This window comes from Aromatoleum toluolicum (assembly GCF_012911005.2).
Lineage (GTDB): Bacteria > Pseudomonadota > Gammaproteobacteria > Burkholderiales > Rhodocyclaceae > Aromatoleum > Aromatoleum toluolicum.
Genome location: NZ_WTVS01000062.1, coordinates 1 through 17,506, shown reverse-complemented (window position 1 = coordinate 17,506; position 17,506 = coordinate 1). Strand labels below are relative to the sequence as shown.

At 69.5% G+C, this 17,506-nt stretch carries 19 protein-coding genes; 4 read left to right on the top strand and 15 right to left on the bottom strand.

What is annotated here, in order from left to right; all coding sequences use genetic code 11:
• Positions 1–111: 111 nt before the first annotated feature.
• The 6 genes from nusB to cutA form a co-directional block, all read right to left on the bottom strand.
• A complete protein-coding gene (gene nusB, locus GPA27_RS22155; protein WP_169142605.1) occupies positions 112–558 on the bottom strand; it encodes a transcription antitermination factor NusB in 447 nt (148 codons plus the stop codon).
• Positions 555–1,025 (bottom strand): 6,7-dimethyl-8-ribityllumazine synthase, encoded by a 471-nt coding sequence (gene ribH / locus GPA27_RS22150; protein WP_169142604.1) that lies wholly within the window; start codon positions 1,023–1,025, stop codon positions 555–557. The genes nusB and ribH overlap by 4 nt, the downstream gene beginning before the upstream one ends.
• Positions 1,026–1,100: 75 nt before the next feature.
• Complete coding sequence (ribBA, locus tag GPA27_RS22145; protein WP_169142603.1) at positions 1,101–2,189, bottom strand: bifunctional 3,4-dihydroxy-2-butanone-4-phosphate synthase/GTP cyclohydrolase II; 1,089 nt, start codon at positions 2,187–2,189, stop codon at positions 1,101–1,103.
• Entirely contained in the window at positions 2,186–2,791 is a 606-nt protein-coding gene (locus GPA27_RS22140) for a riboflavin synthase (protein ID WP_169142602.1), read from the bottom strand. The genes ribBA and GPA27_RS22140 overlap by 4 nt, the downstream gene beginning before the upstream one ends.
• 211 nt (positions 2,792–3,002) lie before the next feature.
• Positions 3,003–4,847 (bottom strand): protein-disulfide reductase DsbD, encoded by a 1,845-nt coding sequence (gene dsbD, locus GPA27_RS22135; protein WP_169142601.1) that lies wholly within the window; start codon positions 4,845–4,847, stop codon positions 3,003–3,005.
• A gap of 104 nt (positions 4,848–4,951) precedes the next feature.
• Complete coding sequence (gene cutA / locus GPA27_RS22130; RefSeq protein ID WP_169142600.1) at positions 4,952–5,305, bottom strand: divalent-cation tolerance protein CutA; 354 nt, start codon at positions 5,303–5,305, stop codon at positions 4,952–4,954.
• 125 nt (positions 5,306–5,430) lie between these two features.
• Here cutA and GPA27_RS22125 point away from each other — a divergent pair, with 125 nt between their 5' ends.
• The 3 genes from GPA27_RS22125 to GPA27_RS22115 all read left to right on the top strand — a co-directional run bounded on the left by GPA27_RS22125 (position 5,431) and on the right by GPA27_RS22115 (position 7,402).
• A complete protein-coding gene (locus tag GPA27_RS22125) occupies positions 5,431–6,003 on the top strand; it encodes a DUF2946 family protein (protein WP_169142599.1) in 573 nt (190 codons plus the stop codon).
• Between the two features lie 14 nt (positions 6,004–6,017).
• Positions 6,018–6,761 (top strand): Mut7-C RNAse domain-containing protein, encoded by a 744-nt coding sequence (locus GPA27_RS22120; RefSeq protein ID WP_169142598.1) that lies wholly within the window; start codon positions 6,018–6,020, stop codon positions 6,759–6,761.
• Between the two features lie 191 nt (positions 6,762–6,952).
• Complete coding sequence (locus tag GPA27_RS22115; RefSeq protein ID WP_169142597.1) at positions 6,953–7,402, top strand: PAS domain-containing protein; 450 nt, start codon at positions 6,953–6,955, stop codon at positions 7,400–7,402.
• Here the strand turns inward: GPA27_RS22115 and GPA27_RS22110 are convergent.
• The 6 genes from GPA27_RS22110 to GPA27_RS22085 all read right to left on the bottom strand — a co-directional run bounded on the left by GPA27_RS22110 (position 7,388) and on the right by GPA27_RS22085 (position 13,209).
• Positions 7,388–8,599: an ABC transporter substrate-binding protein gene (locus tag GPA27_RS22110; protein ID WP_169142596.1), complete on the bottom strand. Its 1,212-nt coding sequence runs from the start codon at positions 8,597–8,599 to the stop codon at positions 7,388–7,390. The genes GPA27_RS22115 and GPA27_RS22110 overlap by 15 nt on opposite strands.
• Positions 8,600–8,755: 156 nt before the next feature.
• Positions 8,756–9,742, bottom strand: a complete 987-nt coding sequence (locus GPA27_RS22105) for an alpha/beta hydrolase (protein ID WP_169142595.1) — start codon at positions 9,740–9,742, stop codon at positions 8,756–8,758.
• 156 nt (positions 9,743–9,898) lie between these two features.
• A complete protein-coding gene (locus GPA27_RS22100) occupies positions 9,899–11,050 on the bottom strand; it encodes a DUF3108 domain-containing protein (protein WP_169142594.1) in 1,152 nt (383 codons plus the stop codon).
• A gap of 108 nt (positions 11,051–11,158) precedes the next feature.
• A complete protein-coding gene (locus tag GPA27_RS22095) occupies positions 11,159–11,563 on the bottom strand; it encodes a VOC family protein (RefSeq protein WP_169142593.1) in 405 nt (134 codons plus the stop codon).
• A gap of 163 nt (positions 11,564–11,726) precedes the next feature.
• A complete protein-coding gene (locus GPA27_RS22090) occupies positions 11,727–12,098 on the bottom strand; it encodes a hypothetical protein (RefSeq protein ID WP_169142592.1) in 372 nt (123 codons plus the stop codon).
• Positions 12,099–12,243: 145 nt separating this feature from the next.
• Positions 12,244–13,209 carry a LysR family transcriptional regulator gene (locus tag GPA27_RS22085; RefSeq protein ID WP_169142591.1) on the bottom strand — a complete coding sequence of 322 codons (966 nt, stop codon included), beginning with the start codon at positions 13,207–13,209 and terminating at the stop codon, positions 12,244–12,246.
• Between the two features lie 135 nt (positions 13,210–13,344).
• On the opposite strand from GPA27_RS22085, the gene GPA27_RS22080 reads away from it, so the two are divergent.
• Complete coding sequence (locus tag GPA27_RS22080; protein WP_169142590.1) at positions 13,345–13,983, top strand: NAD(P)-dependent oxidoreductase; 639 nt, start codon at positions 13,345–13,347, stop codon at positions 13,981–13,983.
• On the opposite strand, the gene GPA27_RS22075 is transcribed toward GPA27_RS22080, so the two are convergent.
• From GPA27_RS22075 to GPA27_RS22065, 3 genes are all read right to left on the bottom strand, one after another.
• The gene (locus tag GPA27_RS22075) at positions 13,977–15,800 is read right to left on the bottom strand and encodes an ankyrin repeat domain-containing protein (protein ID WP_169142589.1); all 1,824 of its coding nucleotides are present in this window, start codon (positions 15,798–15,800) and stop codon (positions 13,977–13,979) included. The two genes, GPA27_RS22080 and GPA27_RS22075, sit on opposite strands and share 7 nt — an antisense overlap.
• 83 nt (positions 15,801–15,883) lie before the next feature.
• Positions 15,884–16,150 (bottom strand): MoaD/ThiS family protein, encoded by a 267-nt coding sequence (locus GPA27_RS22070; RefSeq protein WP_211165158.1) that lies wholly within the window; start codon positions 16,148–16,150, stop codon positions 15,884–15,886.
• On the bottom strand, positions 16,150–17,268 hold the full coding sequence (locus GPA27_RS22065; protein WP_169142588.1) for a beta propeller repeat protein: 1,119 nt from the start codon (positions 17,266–17,268) through the stop codon (positions 16,150–16,152). The genes GPA27_RS22070 and GPA27_RS22065 overlap by 1 nt, the downstream gene beginning before the upstream one ends.
• Positions 17,269–17,506 lie beyond the last annotated feature (238 nt).

The window sequence follows — 17,506 nt, the reverse complement described above, 5'->3', positions numbered from 1 at the left end:
GATGCACGCCCGGGCCTTCTGCATTGTTGGGCGTGGAGTGCGCACGCCGAGTGCAGAAATGAATAACGGGCCGCGCAGGCCCGTTCGATCGTCAGTCGTTCGCCGGCGACTTCAGGACTTCGCGTCCTTCGCGGCGTTCACCTCGACCGCGCGCAGCTTGGCCGCGAGCTTGTCGAGCACGCCGTTCACGAAGCGGTGGCCTTCGGTGCCGCCGTAGCTCTTCGCGAGCTCGATCGCCTCGTTGATGATCACGCGGTAGGGCGTGTCGGGGGCGGTCTTCATCTCGTGCGTCGCGAGCAGCAGGATCGCGCGCTCGACCGGCGAGAGTTCCTCGACGGAGCGGTGGATGAAGGGGACGAACTCCTCCTGCAGCGCCTCGACGTTCGCGAGCGTACCGCGCAGCAAGCTGACGAAGAGCTCGCGGTCGGCCTTGTCGAAGCCGGTGACCTGGGCGACGTGGTCCTCGATCACGGAGACCGAGTTGCCCGACAGCAGCCACTGGTAGATGCCCTGCAGGGCGAATTCGCGCGCGCGGCGCCGTGCGGCCTTGCCGCTCATTTGAGCATCCGCAGCAGGCGGGCCATCTCGATTGCGGTGCGTGCGCAGTCGCTGCCCTTTTCCTGCATCCGCGCGAGGGCCTGGTCGTCGTCCTCGGTCGTGAGCACGCCGTTGGCGATCGGCATGCCGGTGTCGAGTCCGATGCGGTTGATGCCCGCGCCCATCTCGTTCGACACCAGCTCGAAGTGGTAGGTCTCGCCGCGGATCACCGCGCCGAGCGCGATCAGCGCGTCGTAGCGGCCGCTGCGTGCCATGGCCTGCAGCGTGAGCGGGATCTCCAGCGCGCCGGGGACGGTCGCGATGCGGATCAGGTCGGGCGCGACGCCGAGGCGCTGCAGCTCGGCGGTGCACGCCGACAGCAGGCCTTCGCACACGTCCTGGTTGAAGCGGCTCATGACGATGCCGATGCGCAGGCCGTGGCCGTTCAGATCGGGCTCGAATTCGGGAATGTTGTCGTAACGGGCCATGTTCGGTTCTTTCAAAAGCGGAAAAGCCGGAAATCCGCAGGACTTCCGGCGCGGTAAAACGTCGAGGGTACCACCTCAGGCCGGATCGACGAAGCCCGTGATCTCGAGGCCGAAGCCGGCCATGCTCGGAATCTTGCGCGGGCTGGAGAGCAGCCGCATCTTGCCGACCTTGAGATCGCGCAGGATCTGGGCGCCGACGCCGAACAGGCGCGCGTCCCATTTCGGCGGCTGGTAGCCGTTGCCGGTCAGGCTCGCGAGCAGCTCGCTGCCCGATTGCGGACGGTACAGCAGCACGATCACGCCCTGCTCGGCCTGCGCGAGGCGGGCAAGCGACTGGTTGACCGGGAAGGTGTGGCGGGCGCTTTCGGCGTCGAGGAAGTCGACGACCGAGATCGGCTCATGCACGCGCACGAGGGTCTCGCGCTCGGGCTGGATGTCGCCCTTGGACATCGCGAAATGCACCTCGCCGGTGGTCTTGTCCTCGAACGCGTAGAGGCGGAAGCGGCCGTGCGGGGTGTCGACGTCCTTCTCGGCGACGCGCTCGATCAGGTGCTCGTTCGACGAGCGGTACTGGATCAGGTCGCGGATCGCGCCGATCTTGAGGCCGTGCTCCTTGGCGAACTCGACGAGATCGGGCAGGCGCGCCATCGTGCCGTCGTCCTTGAGGATCTCGCAGATCACCGCGGCCGGTTCGAGCCCGGCCAGCGCGGCGAGGTCGCAGCCGGCTTCGGTGTGGCCGGCGCGGATCAGCACGCCGCCGTTCTGCGCCATCAGCGGGAAGATGTGGCCGGGCTGGACGATGTCGGTCGTCTTGGCGTTGCGCGCGACCGCGGCTTCCACGGTGCGCGAGCGGTCGTGCGCCGAGATGCCGGTGGTGACGCCCTCGGCAGCCTCGATCGAGGCCGTGAACGCGGTGCCGTGCGGCGAGCGGTTGTCGCGCACCATCAGCTGCAGGCCGAGCTGCCTGCAGCGCGCTTCGGTGAGCGTCAGGCAGATCAGGCCGCGGCCGTACTTGGCCATGAAGTTGATCGCTTCGGGCGTGACGTGTTCGGCCGCGAGCACGAGGTCGCCCTCGTTCTCGCGGTCTTCCTCGTCGACCAGCACGACCATGCGGCCGGCGCGGATTTCCTCGACGATTTCGGTGATGGGGGACAGTGCGGTCATTGTGCGGATTCCTCGCGCCACGCGAGCAGGCGTTCGCAGTAGCGGGCGATCAGGTCGATCTCGAGGTTCACGCGGCTGCCCGCCTCGAGGCGCTTGAGATTGGTCACCGCCACGGTGTGCGGGATCAGGTTGATGGAGAATTCGGTGCCTTCGACGCGATTCACGGTGAGGCTCACGCCGTTCACGGTGATCGAGCCCTTGCGCGCGATGTAGCCGGCGAGCGCGGCCGGGGCGCGGATCACGAGGTCGTGGCTCTCGCCCACGGGGACGAAGCGCACGACTTCGCCGACGCCGTCGACGTGGCCGGTGACGAGGTGGCCGCCGAGGCGGTCCGCGAGGCGCAGCGCCTTCTCGAGATTGACCTCGTTGCCGGTTTCGTCGAGGCCGGCCGTGCAGTTGAGGGTCTCGCGCGACACGTCGAACTGCACGCGCGGGCCGTCGATCGCGATGACCGTGAGGCAGACGCCGCTGTTGGCGATGCTGTCGCCGAGCTGCACGTCGGAGAGGTCGAGATCGGCCACGTTGACCGTCAGGCGGACGCCGTCCTGCAGGGGGTCGATGCGTTCGATTCGGCCGCAGGCGGCCACGATTCCGGAGAACATTTGGGGTGGGAGGGCGGATTAGGGAACAGTGATTGTAGGCGAAACGCGGCGGAAAACGGTATTTCGTGGCGTGTTCGTCGGGACGATCGGCGAACTTCCGTAGGGCGGGAGGAGCCGAAGGCGTATCCCGCCATGCCGATGCCGGGGCGCAGCAAACGCCGGTCTGGCGGGATGCGCTGCGCTCCACCCGCCCTACGAATCGGGTCGTTGCTCAGCGCAGCGCGCGATCCAGGACTTCGCCGAAGTCCGCCGCCTGCATGAAGCCGACGACGCGCAGGCCGTCGCGTTCCTTGCCGGCAGGGTCGAAGAAGATCGTGCCCGGCGGGCCGAACAGGTTGAAGCGCTTGAGCAGCGCCTTGTCGTCGTCGTTGTTGGCGGTGACGTCGGCCTTCAGCAGCAGCATGCGGCCCATGCGCGCGGCGACGTTCGGGTCGGTGAAGGTGAAGCGCTCCATCTCCTTGCACGAGACGCACCAGTCGGCATAGAAGTCGAGCATTACCGGCCGGTCGGCCGCGGCGAGGCGCGCGTCGAGCTCGGCGAGCGAGGCGACCTTCTCGAAGCGCGGCAGCTCGGCCGCGTTGGCGGCGGTGGCCTGCGCGCGCAGCACCGCGAGCGGCTGCAGCGGGTCGCGCGAGCCGGCCAGCGCGCCGATGAGCATCGCCGAACCGCCGATCAGCAGCACGACGCCGACGCCCTTCCAGAAGCGCTGCCAGCCCTTGGCGTGCGGCGGCAGCGGATCGAGCGCGTGCAGGAAGATGCCGGAGAACACCAGCAGCGCGGCCCACGCGAGCATGGGCAGCAGCGGCGGCACGACCGGGGTGAGCAGCCACACGGCGACGGCCAGCAGCATCACGCCGAAGGCCTTCTTGACCCCTTCCATCCACGCGCCGGCCCTGGGCAGCACGGAGCGGGCGGCAACGCCGACGATGAGCAGCGGGGCGCCCATGCCGAGCGCCATCGCGAACAGTGCCGCGCCGCCGAGCACGGCGTTGCCGGTCTGCGCGATGTAGAGCAGCGCGCCGGCGAGCGGGGCTGCGACGCAGGGGCCGACGATCAGTGCCGAGAGCACGCCCATCACCGCGACCCCGCCGAGGCTGCCGCCCTGCTGGTGGCTGGCGGTGGAGGACAGGCGGCTCTGCAGCGCCGACGGCAGCTGCAGCTCGTAGAAGCCGAACATCGACAGTGACAGCAGCACGAACACCAGCGCGAAGGTGCCCAGCACCCAGGCGTTCTGCAGCGCGGCCGCCAGCATCGTGCCGGAGAGGCCCGCGGCGACGCCGGCCGCGGCGTAGGTGACGGCCATGCCCAGCACGTACACCAGCGACAGCACGAAGGCGCGTCCGCGCGAGATCTGATGGCCGTGGCCGACGATGATGCCCGACAGGATTGGGATCATCGGGAACATGCACGGGGTGAAGGCGAGCAGCAGGCCGAAGCCGAAGAAGCTCAGCAGCACCAGCGGGCCGCTGGCGTCGCGCAGCAGGCCGGCGATGCGCCCGCTCTCGTCGTCGGACACGCCGCCGCTGCTGCCGCTCGCCGCGGCCGTCTGCGCGGGTTTGTCGTCACGCCCGAGCAGGCCGTCGAGGAAGCTGCCGCCGGTCTTGACCGGCTTGGCGAGCAGGTCGATGTCGGCGGTCTGTTCGTTGGGCGGATAGCAGATGCCGCCGTCCCAGCAGCCCTGCACGCTGCCGAGCAGGCGGAATTTAGTCGTGCCTTCCGGGGCGCTGACGGGCAGCAGGATCTTCACTTCCTTGCGGTAGGTTTCGACCTGGCCGAAGAAGTCGTCCTTCGTGACCTTGCCCGGCGGGCGCTGCGGCGTGCCGAAGGTGACGGTGTCGGGATCGGCGCGGAAGCGGAACTTGTCGGCGTAGAGGTAGTAGTCGCCCGCGATCTTCACGGTGACCTCGACCGTCTGCGGGTCGAGCGCCTGCGCGGAGAGCACGAAGGCCTCTTCGGGGCGTATCGGCGTGCCGCTGACAGTGGCGGCGGCGTGGGCGGGGACTGACAGCGCGAACAGGCTGGCGAGGAGGGCGATCAGGGACAGGAGGCGGTGCATGGGGGCGGTCGGCGTTGCGCGGTGGCGCTATGTTAGGGCGCGATTGTAGGATGGCCGGTGCGGCCGGACTTCGATGTGGATCAAGACATGTGTCTTGCGCCAGCTCAGGTAACGGTCTGCGTTGCGCCGTCGTCGGCTGGTGGCGCCGTTTCCGCGGCGACCCAGTCGAGGTAGCCGGGCAGGCCTCGCATGACAGGGACCGCGACGATTTCGGGAAGTTCGTAGGGATGGTTCGCACGGATCGCCGCCTCGAGTTCCGCGTAGCGTACCGGCGTGGTCTTGATCAGCAGCGGGACTTCGCTCGCGCTCTCGATCCGGTCCTGCCAGCGGTACACCGAGCGGCAGGGGGCCAGCACGTTCACACAGGCCGCCAGGCGGCGTTCGACCAGCAGCGTGGCGAGCGCGTCGGCGCAGGCGGCGTCGGGACAGTTCGTGAGGACGACAAGCGCTTCGGTCATGGCGCGGTACTCCGCATGGGCAAGCGCGGGATTGTCCCAGACTCCGGCGCTTCGCGCATGCGCGGCCGGGTTCTGCCCGCGGCTGCGGCGCGCTATCCTGAGACTTTCACCGGAGTTCCGCCGTAATGACCATCAGCCCTGATCCTGCCGCACTCGCCCGCTGGCCCGACGTCCCCGCCTGCTACGACTGGCTGTCGCTCGACCGTCGCGGCACGTGGCGCCTGCAGGGCGAGGTGGTCGTGCACGCGGGACTGGCGGGCTTCCTGAACGCCGCCTACGGCCGCGACGAAGCGGGCAACTGGCTCGTGCATAACGGGCCGCAGCGGGTGTATGTGGCGCTCGAATACGCCCCCTGGGTGTTGCGCCTGCATCCGGACGGCAACCTGACGACGCACACCGGGGCCGGGGTCGCGGCCGTTGCGGCGGCGTACCTCGACGAGGAGGGCAACGTGCTGCTGGACACCAATCTCGGCGCCGGCCTGCTCGACGACCGCGACCTCGCGGCGTTCCTCGCGCAATGCCGCTGCGTCGATGGCAGCGTGGCCGACGACGAGGCGTTGCTCGCGGTGATGACGGGCGGCGCGGGGGATGCGTCGCAGGTGAGGTCGCAGGTGAGGTGGCGGGACCTGCCGCTGCAGGCCGTCGCGCGCGCGGCGGTGCCGGCGCGTTTCGGCTTCCGGGCGCGGCCGGCGCCCTGAGCGGGAGGGTGGCGATGGTGTCGGCGAGTTTCCGCTTCTACGAGGAACTCAACGATTTCCTCGCGCCGGCGCGCCGCTATCGCGACATCACGGTGGCGTGCGCGCGCGCCGCGACGGTCAAGCACATGATCGAGGCGCTCGGGGTGCCGCACACCGAGGTCGAGCTGGTGCTGGTCAATGGCGAGTCGGTGGGCTTCGACCGGCAGCTCAGCGACGGCGACCGCGTGTCGGTGTATCCGCGCTTCGAGACCTTCGACATCACGCCGCTGCTGCGCGTGCGCGAACATCCGCTGCGCACGACGCGCTTCGTCGCCGATGCCCACCTCGGCGGCCTCGCGCGCCTGCTGCGCATGACGGGGTTCGACACGCTCTACGACAACAACTTCGCCGACGAGGACATCGAGGCGATCGCCGCCCACGACGGGCGCATCGTGCTGACGCGCGACCGCGAGCTGCTCAAGCGCCGCACGATCACGCACGGCTGCTACGTGCACGCGCTGAAGCCGGAGCTGCAGTTCGCCGAGATCCTCGCGCGCCTGGATCTCGCCCGCAGCGCGCGCCCCTTTTCGCTGTGCCTGGCGTGCAACGCGCCGCTGCATGCCGTCGACAAGGCCAGCATCGAACACCTGCTGCCGGAGGGTGTGCGCGAGCGCCACACGCGCTTCAGCACCTGCGACGTGTGCCGGCGGGTGTTCTGGGAGGGCTCGCACTGGGTGAAGATGCGCGCGCTGATCGGGCGACTCCTTCCAGGCGCTTGAGCGCGATCACGATCGGGCTATGCAGTGGGGAAAGGGTGTTGCCGGTGTGAAATATCCGTGTTTCGGGGATGGCATACTCCGATGTAAAGTTTTGTTGCCTGCGGCATACGGGCCCGCGATGGTGCGACACTAAGGCACGCAACGGGCGACCCTTGCGTTCGGCCGCAGCGAAGCAAAGGAATACACACCATATGCTCCCGTCCGATCTCCCTTCCGGTATCGATACGCTGGTGCGCTACGGAGAGCTTCTCTCCGGGCTCGACATCGGGATCCTGTCGCACTCGCCGGACGGTATCGCGGAGTACGCGAACGACGCGGCGCGCAACTGGCTCGGCTTCGGGGGCCTGTCCGGACTGGGGCTCGACAACACGTGGTCCCTGCTGGGCGCCGATGGGAGCCACCTCGCGTTGTCGGAACTCCCCGCGGTGCAGGCCCTGTGCGCCGGCAGCCCCGTGACGGGGCGCGTCGTCGGGCGCCTGGTCGGCGGCGAACTGCACCTGCTGCGCATGGATGCGATCCCCGTTCCGGACGTCGACGGCCACCTCGAGCGCGTCGTGACCGCCTTCCGCGATGTCAGTGCCGGGCGGCGGGCGCCGGGGACGGCTGAGGACGGGGTCGCCGGCGACTCATCGGCCGCGTAGCCCCGTCGCCGGCCGCGCGAGCGGAACCAGCACGTCCTGCGCCGTGTAGCGCGCCATGAACACCTGCTCGGGGCCGAGCGCGTCATGGCGCTCGGGCGTGAACGGGCGCTCGTAGTGGCGTACCAGGCCCGGATAGGGGGGCAGTTTTTCCATCGCAGCGCGCACTTTCGCGCGGTCGGTCGAGCCGGCGCGCGCGATCGCCCGCGCCAGCAGGTGCGTCAGGTCGTAGGCATGGGCGACACCGGCCGGCGCGCGGACCCGTTCCGCGCCGTCAATTCCGTAGCGGGTCTTCAGCGCCGAGAGCACGCGCTTGGCGACGGGCGTGTCCACACCGATGAAGCTGAAGGTCTGGATCACCGCGAAGTCGACCTGGTCGAGCGCCGGTCCCGCCAGCTCGGCGAATGCCCCGCCGGTGACGCCCCAGTGGCTGATGATCGGCAGTCGTTCGGTCGGCGGCTGTGCGGCCACCTCGCGCACGAGCAACGCGCCTTCGGCTTCGTTGGCGACGAGGATGATCGCCTCGGCGCCGGCTGCGCGCAGGCTGCGATATTGTTCGAGCAGCGACGGGTCGCCCCAGTTGTACCAGTGTTCACCGACGATGCTGACGCCGGCCGATGTGGCCGCGGTGACGAGTGCGTTGCGGTTGCTGCGCCCCCAGCCGGAGTTGGGCAGGAGGATGCCGACGCGGCTTGCCCCGCGTTCCGTGCGTGCGAACTTGAGCATCGCGGGCGCGGCCCACGCATCCTTCAGGGACAGACGGAAGCTGTAACTGGGGCGATAGGCGTTTTCGGTGATCGGGTCGGCGGAGCCCCACGCGTCGAGCATCAGGACGCCGAGCTGGTGCGCGACGGGCAGCCATTCGAGGAATACGGGACTGAACTTGCCGCCGAACACGCCCACGAGATCGGGCATGGCGGCGAGTTCGCGCAGGTTGTCGACACCGACGGCCGGGAGTGCGCGGTTGTCGCGCACCACCAGCGCGAGCTTGCGACCGCCCAGCACGCCGCCCGCGGCGTTGATTTCCTCGATCGCGATCTCGATGCCCTGCTGGATGGCTTGTGCCGAGGTGCTGGTCTTGTGGCCGAACTCGGCGTCGAGGCCGATCAGCACCGGGGCTTGTGCAGCGGCGGGGGCGGAAACAAGGCTCGCGAGCAGCGTGAGCGCGACGAGTAGCGCGCCCAGGGTCTTGGAAAACATCGGGACGGGGAGCCGGTTCGCAGGTGCCGGTGGTGTCGGAAGAGCGGTTATTGTCTCCGTCCGGCGAGCGTTCTGGCAACCTGGACGCCATGGGCGCCGGGACTCGCGCTGCCGCCCGGGCACCGCACGGGCGGCCGGCTGCGGTCCCGCGCCGGGTCAGGTGTTCCCCGGCAGTTCCAGGATGCTCGACTTGCGGAACTCGTCGCTGGGGAACACCCGGCCTGTCAGCATGGTGTTGAAGATGTGGTCGAAGACCACGCCCGGCTCGCCCTTCTTGGTCCCTGAGCGGAAGTAGGAGTGACCCTTGGGCGGGTCGTAGCGGGTGTTCACGTCATCGCAGTCGATCGCGTAGACGTTGTTCGGCGTGCGGTCCATGTCCTCCGGTCCGGTGTGGCCGAGGCGGCGGGAGGCTTCGGCGTTGCGCAGGTTGGACACCTTGCTTGCACGCAGCGCGAGATCGTCCGAGGCGTAATAGACGACGACGTTGCGTGAGGTGTGGGAGATCAGTTCGCCGACTTCGCCGCGGTGCAGCGATTCGTTGACGATGTCCGCCGCGACCAGGAAGGTGGCGCGGAACAGCAGCGGCAGGCCTTGCGGCTGGTCGTAGCGGCACCAGTTGGCGAGCGTCTCGCGCAGCACGCGGTTGCCCATCGAGTGGGCGAGGACGTTGATGCGCTTGAGGCAGGGATCGTCTTCCGGGTTGTATTCGGGCGAGGAGCGCCATTCCATGAACTTCTGGAACATGCGCGCGAGTGCGAAGGCGCTCTGGTCGGCGGCCTTCTGGTCGTCCCAGTAGTCCTTGACGATGCCGAGGTCGTTGTCGCAGGGCCAGATCACCGGCACGACCAGCACTTCGCCGGCCTTCTTCTTGTTGCACAGGGCCTGGAATTCCTCGGCGTTCTGGAACACCGTCTCGGGCATGTTCGAGAAGCCGTGGATGTAGAGCAGCACCTGACGGTGCTTGGATTCCTTGATCGCGCAGAGCAGGGCCTTGCTGCCGATCTCCTCGTAGCTGCCCTTCTTCTTGCGCCGGCAGCAGTAGAAGGCGCGGCTCGAGGCGTTGTTGCCGAGGTCGAAGACGAAGTCCGGGTTGAGTTCGGGCTCGGTGTTGTGGGTCGGCAATCTGCTGGTGATGAACAGCATGGCATGTCCTCCGCGTCGGGGTGGCTTGCCGGTGCGGTGGCTACCCGTCAGGCATGCTGCGGCGTCCCGCCCGGCATGCGTTGATGGTAGGCGAGGATCATGCGAAAGCAAGCCGGCGAGGCGCTGTCCGCGCGCGTCCGGCCGGGACGCCGGTGGTCAGCGCGGCGCGGACGGCAGGGCGTCGCGGCTGACCATCACCTCGGTGGCGACGAGGTAGTAGACGACGCCCTTGGCGTCGATCGTGCGGATCAGCACGGGCAGGCCGAAGTGGTCGGTCGCGAGCCAGACGTCGGTCATCTCGCGCGCGCTGCCGTAGCGTGCGCGGATGTGGCGGGCGCGCCAGGCCTGGCCGAAGGGCAGATGCACGGTTTCCTCGCCGATCGTTTCGAGCTGGAAGCCGCGCAGCGCGCCGCCCGCGGTGACCGGCAGCGTGCCGGCGGCCGCGGCACCGGGGTAGCCGAGCTGATAGAGCAGCGACAGGATGTCCTGCGCGTTGTCGGGCAGGGTGTCGGTGGTGCCGGCGCTGCGGAATTCGCCTGCCGTGCGGTCGAGCTCGGCGACGACTTCGCCGGGGCGGCCGTCCTCGCGTTCGGTGAAACGCTCGGGGCGCAGGCCGGTCTCGGTGATCCGGCCGGTGCTTTCGCGCAGCTTGCGCCCCGGGCGGAACCACGGGATGGCGGCCACGGCGGTCGGCTCCACGAGCTCCGAGATGCGGTAGCTGCCGTCTTCGGCGACTTCCCACTGGTGCGTCGCCTTGCCCATCGGAAGCTGCTTCTCGCCCATCAGCGCGAGGTAGGCGATGCGGCCGGCGCGCGGCCAGGCCTGGCCGCTGCTGCCGGCGACCGGCGTCGCTTCGGCCGGCAGCGCGGCTTCCGCAGTGGCGGGCGACTCGGCTACCGGCTCTGCGGCGTCCGCCGGGGTTTCGGGGGCGGCTTCGGCAACCGGTTCGGGTACGGGCTCTGGCGCCGGCTCTGGCGCGGGCAGCGGTTCGGCTGCGGCGGGTTCCGGGGCGCTCTCGGGCTGCACCACCGGCTTGTCGGAAATGCTCGCCTGCGCGGTCTTCGGCTCCGCCGGCGGGCGCGGTGGTTTTTTCTTCGCCGGCGGCGGTGCGGGCGGCGGCGCCTCGCTCACCGCGACCTGCGGGGCCGTTCTCACCAGGGTCACGTCGAGGCGATCGAGCCCGGGCAGCGGCCGCAGGTCGACCTGCGGGCCGATCAGCAGCGCGAGATGCAGCGCGAGCGACAGCGCGATGCCCAGCAGCAGGGGGCGCGACAGCACGGGAGAGGAGGCGGGCATCGATTCGGTCATGGATGTCTGCCGGCCGCGGCATGATGCCGGAAGCATCGAAACGGCAGGCGGGCGCCATTCTAGCGTGAGTTTGCCGGGCGCGCTGCGAGGCCTTGAAAATCGCGTGTGTCAGTTCGGCGCTGCGTCCGGATCCATGTAGACGAGTTCCCACGTGTGGCCGTCGAGGTCCTCGAAAGCATGCTCGTACATGAAGCCGTGCTCCTTGTCCTCGCGCGCGATCCGCCCGCCCGCGGCGACCGCCTTCGCGACCAACTCCTTGACCTCCGCGCGGCTTTCGCACGACAGGCAGATCAGCACTTCGGTGCTCTCGCCCGTGTTGCAGATCGTCTTGCGTGTGAAGCTGCGGAAGAAGGGTTCGACGAGCAGCATCGCGAAGATGTTGTCGGCGATGACCATGCAGGCCGCGTCGTCGTTGCTGAACTTCGGTTCGAAGGTGAAGCCGAGCGCGGAGAAGAAGGCGCGCGTCCGTGGCAGGTCGCGTACCGGAAGATTCACGTAGATCTGTCTGGCCATGTCGGGCTCCACTGGACGGGATGCTTCAACATAGCCAAAGGAAAATGATTTGCAATTACGGACCGGGCGATGGCGGCGTGCGTTGCGTGTGCGCCAGGAGCGGTCCGCCGGTGCGCGGTGGGGCCGGTCCTGGCGCGTGTCGGGGAATTTCGCGAGCGAGCCCTTACAGGCCGCCGACGCAGGTGATCGCGGCGCTGACCGCGCCGTTGATGCCGGTCGCGTCGTCGAGTTTGGGCTTCGGCGCGCCGGCAAGGGCGGTGGCCGTGTCGGAGATGTTTTCCAGCTTGTCGATCGCGTCCGAGTGCTTCTGCAGCGCGATCTTTGCCGCGGCGGCGTCCAGCTTGGCGTCCAGGTTGCTCTCGTCGGTGCCAGCCTTCTTTCCCAGGAACACGGCGTCGTCGATTGCTGTTTCGACTGCATTGAGTTCCGTACTGCAGGAGCCGGTGTAGTGGGACGCTGCGGCCGGCCCGGCGCCGAAGGCACAGAGGGTGGTGAGCAGTGCGCCGGTGATGGCGTGGCGTGCGATGAACCCCATTTTGATACCTCCCCGTACGTTAAGCCGTATATGCGGCTTAAGTAATATAGGCAGGGCAGCGGTAAAACACTATCGACGTGTCGGGAATTTTTCGGGTCCGGGCGTGACCGAATGCGCGCGCTGACACTGCGACGGTCCGCAGGTCTCACCCCGCTTGCGGCGCCGGGGTGGCGGGCGCGGACGGGGTGCTGCCGAAGCATTGTTCCAGGCGCCGCTGCAACTGGCGGCGGTAGAAGTCGACGAACTGGCGCGCGTGCGCGGGCTGGTGCCGGCCCGGCGCATACACGGCGTACAGGCCGCCGCCGGGCGGCGTCCATTCGGGCAGCAGACGCACCAGCCGGCCGCTCTCGATGGCCGGCCGGGCGCTGAACTGGTCGAGCGCGGAAACGCCCGCGCCGCCTTCGAGCAGCGCGCGCAGCGCCGCAGCGGAATCGGCGCGCAGGTGCCCGCGCGTGCGCACGCTGCAGCTTTCCCCGTCGGCATGGGTGAAGGTCCAGGTCAGCGGCGTCGGCAGCAGCGTCAGGGCGACCCATTCGTGGCGCGCGAGTTCTTCGGGGTGCTGCGGCTGTCCGGCGCGCGCGAGGTAGTCCGGGGCGGCGACGATGTACTGGGCGAAATCCGCGAGCTTGAGCGCGCGCATCGACGAGTCGCGCAGCCAGCCCATGCGGAAGCTCACGTCCAGGCCTTCCTCGACGAGGTCGACGACCTGGTCGCTGGTGCGCAGGTCGATGTGCAGCTGCGGGTGCCGTGCCGCGAACTCGGCGACGACGCGGCCGAGGGATTGTTCCGCGTGATCGACGGTGCAGCCGATGCGCAGGGTTCCGGTCAGCTCCGCGGACGGGCTGCCGAGCTGCATGAGCGCTTCCTCGATGCCGCGCAGCCGCGGCACGCATTCGGCGTACAGGGTGTGGCCGGCCTCGGTAAGGGCGACGCGCCGCGTCGTGCGGCTGAGCAGGCTGATCCCGAGCTGAGTCTCGAGGCGCCCGATCTCGATGCTGACCTTGGCCTTGGCGATGCCCAGGCGATCGGCCGCGGCGGTGAAGCCGCCGGCTTCGGCGACGGCGGCGAAGATCAGCAGTCCGTTGAGGTCGATGCGGTCCGCGATACCCATGCGATGCCTACTTTGTCTGTAAATTGAAAACAGTAAATTCTGAACTGAATTGTTTTTGAAAACAATCCGCGGTGTGATGATGGCGCCGTTGCACACATCGACCTCCCCTCGCATCCCTCGACCAAGGTGACATCCATGAACATCGTTCTCATCGGCGCTTCCGGTTACGTCGGCTCCGCCCTGCTGAAGGAAGCCCTCGCACGCGGCCATCGCGTCACGGCCGTCGTCTCCAATCCCGCGAAGCTGGCGGCGCAGCCTGGCCTCGAAATCGTCAAGGCCGACGTGCTCGACAGTGCGGCGCTCGCCCCCCGGCTGCAGGGCCACGACGCGGTCGTGAGCGCCTTCAGCGGCCACGCGCAGGCGGAGGTGTATGGCTACTACGTGCAGGGCATGCGCTCGATCATCGCCGCGGCGAAGCAGGCGCGCGTGCCGCGCCTGCTGGTCGTCGGCGGGGCGGGCAGCCTCGAGGTCGCGCCGGGCGTGCAGCTCGTCGACACGCCCGAATTCCCGGCGCAGTGGAAGGGCACGGCCGAAGGGGCGCGCGAGGCATTGCAGCTGCTGCGTGCCGAGCCGGATCTCGCCTGGACGATGCTGAGCCCCTCGGCCCACCTGGAGCCGGGCGAGCGCACCGGCCGCTTCCGCCTCGGCACCGACCAGCTGCTCGTCGATGCACGGGGCGAGAGCTGCATCTCGGTCGAGGACTACGCCGTGGCGATGATCGACGAGCTGGAACGCCCGGCGCACGCGCGGCGGCGCTTCACGGTCGGTTACTGATCGCGTGCGGGCCGCGCGGGCGGAGCGCCCAGGGTCCGCAGCACGCCCTTGTAGCCGCCCTGCGCGGCAAGGGTGGCGGCGCTCTCACCGTCCTCGTTGAGGGCGCGCGGATTGGCGCCGCGGGCGAGCAGCGCACGCACGTAGTCGTCATTGCCGACCTGTGCGGCGACCATCAGTGCGGTCCAGCCGTTCTTCGTCGCGGCATTGACGTCCGCGCCGCGCTCGAGCAGCAGGGGCAGCACCTCGTTCTTGCTGGCGGCGGCGCGGATCAGCGGTGTCGAGCCGGAGTCGCTGCGCGCATCGAGCTCGGCGCCGGCGTCGAGCAGGCGGCGCGCGATTGCCGCCTGCCCACTGCCGTAACCGCCCGCGGCGGCCATCAGCGCGGTCTCGCCGCGACCGTTGCGTGCGCCGATCGCAGCGCCTTTCGCCAGCAGGGCGTCGACGACCGCCACATGGCCCCCCGCGGCGGCGGCCACCAGGGCCGCTTGTCCGTCGATGCCGCTCGGATCGGCACTCGCGGCATTGACGTCGGCCCCTTTCCCGATCAGGAACAGGGCGACCTCCGGCGCCGGCTTGCGGAGCGCGAGCAGCAGCGGTGTCGGTTGCCAGTCCGCCATCGAGCGCGTGCGCGCTTCGAGTTGTGCGCCCTTGTCGAGCAGGAGCTGCACGAGTTCGAGCTGGCGCTTGAGGCCTTCGCCCTCCTGACGGCTCGCGTAGACCGCGCGGTGCAGCGGCAGCCAGCCGTCCGGCTTGTCGGGGTTGGGGTTCGCGCCGCGCGCGAGCAGTTCGCGCACGGCGTCGAGCTTCAGCGCGCCGGCGGCCAGACCCAGTGCCGTATCGCGGCCTTCCTCGCGATAGTCGACCTCCGCGCCGAGTTCGAGCAGGCGCTTCATGACCGCGAAGTCCGTGTCGGCGGCGGCGACCATCGCGCGGTTGATCGCTTCGTTCGAGGGTTTTTGCGCGAGCAGCGCCTCCAGCACCGCGGCGCGGCCGGCGCCGGCGGCCCACGGCAGGGCGCGATCCACGTCCGCGCCGGCCTTCACCAGTTGTTGCGCGAGCGCGAGGTGGCCCGCGCCGGCGGCACGCATCAGCGCGGTGACGTCGCCGGCATCCACGCTGTCGACCGGCATGCCGGCGCGCAGGTAGAGCGCGACCGCGTCGGCGTCGTTCTTCTCGGCGAGCTCGACGAAGGTCGCGGGATCCCACGCGAGGCCCATCTGGTTGATGCGCACGCGCACCTTGTCGGGCGTGTCGACGACCAGCGGGTAGGCCCACAGGCCGACGAGGATTGCCGCCACGAGCGCGACCGCCGCCTGCAGCGGGGCCTGGCGCAGCAGGCGGAAGAGGGTGTGGCGCCAGCCCGGCGCGAGGATGCGGAGGAGCTCGGCGAGGTCGCGGTCGAAGCTCGTGTTGCGGATCTCGAAGGCGTTGCGCTGGGCGAGCGGCGCGAGCCCGCCGGGCAGGTCCTGCGCGCGCGGCATGGTGGCGTCCTGCAGCAGCACCGGGATCACGCGCATGCCGCGCTTGAGCGCGCCGAGGATTTCGATGCGCACGAAGTCGCCGTCGTCGGCCAGGCGCCAGCGTCCCTCGGCGTCGGTGGCGGTGAGCCAGCGCGGGCCGATCAGCACCAGCAGCACGTCGGCCTGGCGGATCCGGTGGCGGATCGCCTCGACGAAGTCCTCGCCCGCGGGAATCGCGTCGACGTCGCGGAATACGCGCTCACGGCCGAACTGCGCGACGAGGCGGTCGAAGATGCGGCCCGCGTCGCCGCTGGCGTCGTCGCGCCGGTAGCTGATGAAGATCGCCGGATTCGCCATCGCTTCGCCCCCGTCTGCGCGCGCGCCTGCACCGGTCGGGGCGTTTGCCCGATGCGACCGGAATGTGCCCGACAGTATGCAGCCTAGCCGCCGCTCAGCGCGCCGACAACGAGGAGTTCGTCGCCGTCGGCGAGCGGGTGCGACAGCGCGAGGGCGGGCTGGCGGTTGATGAAGAAGCGCACGTGCGGACGGATCGCGCCGTGCTCGTCGACGACGCGAAAGCGCAGGCCGGGATGGCGGCGGTCGAGGTCGTCGAGGACTTCGCCCAGCGACGCGCCCTCGGCACGAAGTTGCGACTGGCCGCCGGTGTAGCTGTAGAGCTGGCCGGGGACGACGACGCGGATGCTCATCACGCGGGCGCGGCGAACTCGACGGAGAAGATTTCAGGCAGGTGCTCGGCGAGGCACAGCCAGGTGTCGCCCTCGTCGTGGCTGCCCCACAGCTCGCCGCAGGTGGTGCCGAAATACAGCCCGAGCGGCTTGGCGGTGTCGGCGCAGAAGGCCTGGCGCTTCACCGTCCACCACGCGTGGCCGCGCGGCAGGCCGTTGTCCTGGCGCTCCCAGCTCTCGCCGCCGTCGCGGCTGCGATACACGGCAGGCTTGCCGCCCGGCGAGGTGCGCGGCCAGTTCTCGTTGCCGTCCATCGGGAAGACCCACAGCGTGTCGGGGTCGCGCGGATGGAGCACGATCGGGAAGCCGATGTCGCCGATCTCGGCGGGCATCGCGCGGCCGATGCGCTGCCAGCGGTCGCCGGGGCGGTCGAGGCGGTAGATGCCGCAATGGTTCTGCTGGTACAGGCGGTCCGGGGCGAGCGGATGCAGCGCGACGCGGTGCGGGTCGTGGCCCACGTCGGCATCGGGGTCGGGCAGGAAGTCGGCCGCGACGCCGCGGTTGAGGGCGCGCCAGTTCGCACCGGCATCGGTGCTCTCGAAGGTGCCGCCCGAGGACAGCGACACGTACAGGTGGCGTGCGTCGCGCGGGTCGATGCAGATCGAGTGGAGCGGCGGGCCGCCCGGAATCGGGCCGATGACTTCGCGCAGGTTGGGCAGGAGTTCGTGGTTGAAGCCCGCCACTTCCTGCCAGGTGTCGCCGCCATCCTCCGAGCGGAAGAGCCCCGGCGGCACGGTGCCGGCATACCACACGCCCGGCTCCGAGGCGTGACCGGGGGCGAGCCAGAAGACGATGTCCACGCTCGCCGCCTTGGGGTCGTCGGACGGCGCGAAGGCGGGCGGTCTGGTCGCCTCCTGCCAGTGCTCGCCGAGGTCGCTCGAGCGGAATACAGTCGGGCCGAGATGCCCCGGGCGCGTGCCCAGCAGCAGCGTCTTGCGGTCGCGCGGATCGAGCACCATGTGGTGCACCGCGGAGCCGAGGAAATGCGGCCCGGTGAGGCGCCACTCGCGCCGCCCGGCGTCGCTGTGCAGGAGGAACGCACCCTTGCGCGTTCCGATCAGCAATACGATCTGGTCCATGCGCCCGCCCTCCTAAGACTCTCAGGATAGTCGCTCGGGAAGACGAAACAAGCATGACGGCGTCAGGGGTTTTGTGCGCGCCGCCGTCGTTCCTCCCCCTTCAAGGGGGGCGGAACAGGGGTTTCGGCGAGCACTGCTTGCCGCCTGTGGAGCGGCGAGGCGAAGCCGAGACTACCGGTTAGGAGGGGGATGGGTTTCTACGAGGTCTGCTTAACCCATCCCCACCCCAACCCCTGTC

What these genes read in the sequence shown, in the direction of transcription:
- ribH (WP_169142604.1), bottom strand. Translation starts at nt 1,025, where the DNA reads ATGGCCCGTTACGACAACATTCCCGAATTCGAGCCCGATCTGAACGGC.
- GPA27_RS22090 (WP_169142592.1), bottom strand. Translation starts at nt 12,098, where the DNA reads ATGGGGTTCATCGCACGCCACGCCATCACCGGCGCACTGCTCACCACC.
- GPA27_RS22105 (WP_169142595.1), bottom strand. Translation starts at nt 9,742, where the DNA reads ATGCTGTTCATCACCAGCAGATTGCCGACCCACAACACCGAGCCCGAA.
- GPA27_RS22075 (WP_169142589.1), bottom strand. Translation starts at nt 15,800, where the DNA reads ATGGCGAATCCGGCGATCTTCATCAGCTACCGGCGCGACGACGCCAGC.
- GPA27_RS22080 (WP_169142590.1), top strand. Translation starts at nt 13,345, where the DNA reads ATGAACATCGTTCTCATCGGCGCTTCCGGTTACGTCGGCTCCGCCCTG.
- GPA27_RS22125 (WP_169142599.1), top strand. Translation starts at nt 5,431, where the DNA reads ATGACCATCAGCCCTGATCCTGCCGCACTCGCCCGCTGGCCCGACGTC.
- GPA27_RS22095 (WP_169142593.1), bottom strand. Translation starts at nt 11,563, where the DNA reads ATGGCCAGACAGATCTACGTGAATCTTCCGGTACGCGACCTGCCACGG.
- GPA27_RS22120 (WP_169142598.1), top strand. Translation starts at nt 6,018, where the DNA reads ATGGTGTCGGCGAGTTTCCGCTTCTACGAGGAACTCAACGATTTCCTC.
- dsbD (WP_169142601.1), bottom strand. Translation starts at nt 4,847, where the DNA reads ATGCACCGCCTCCTGTCCCTGATCGCCCTCCTCGCCAGCCTGTTCGCG.
- GPA27_RS22065 (WP_169142588.1), bottom strand. Translation starts at nt 17,268, where the DNA reads ATGGACCAGATCGTATTGCTGATCGGAACGCGCAAGGGTGCGTTCCTC.
- GPA27_RS22070 (WP_211165158.1), bottom strand. Translation starts at nt 16,150, where the DNA reads ATGAGCATCCGCGTCGTCGTCCCCGGCCAGCTCTACAGCTACACCGGC.
- GPA27_RS22085 (WP_169142591.1), bottom strand. Translation starts at nt 13,209, where the DNA reads ATGGGTATCGCGGACCGCATCGACCTCAACGGACTGCTGATCTTCGCC.
- ribBA (WP_169142603.1), bottom strand. Translation starts at nt 2,189, where the DNA reads ATGACCGCACTGTCCCCCATCACCGAAATCGTCGAGGAAATCCGCGCC.
- GPA27_RS22140 (WP_169142602.1), bottom strand. Translation starts at nt 2,791, where the DNA reads ATGTTCTCCGGAATCGTGGCCGCCTGCGGCCGAATCGAACGCATCGAC.
- GPA27_RS22115 (WP_169142597.1), top strand. Translation starts at nt 6,953, where the DNA reads ATGCTCCCGTCCGATCTCCCTTCCGGTATCGATACGCTGGTGCGCTAC.
- GPA27_RS22110 (WP_169142596.1), bottom strand. Translation starts at nt 8,599, where the DNA reads ATGTTTTCCAAGACCCTGGGCGCGCTACTCGTCGCGCTCACGCTGCTC.
- GPA27_RS22100 (WP_169142594.1), bottom strand. Translation starts at nt 11,050, where the DNA reads ATGACCGAATCGATGCCCGCCTCCTCTCCCGTGCTGTCGCGCCCCCTG.
- nusB (WP_169142605.1), bottom strand. Translation starts at nt 558, where the DNA reads ATGAGCGGCAAGGCCGCACGGCGCCGCGCGCGCGAATTCGCCCTGCAG.
- cutA (WP_169142600.1), bottom strand. Translation starts at nt 5,305, where the DNA reads ATGACCGAAGCGCTTGTCGTCCTCACGAACTGTCCCGACGCCGCCTGC.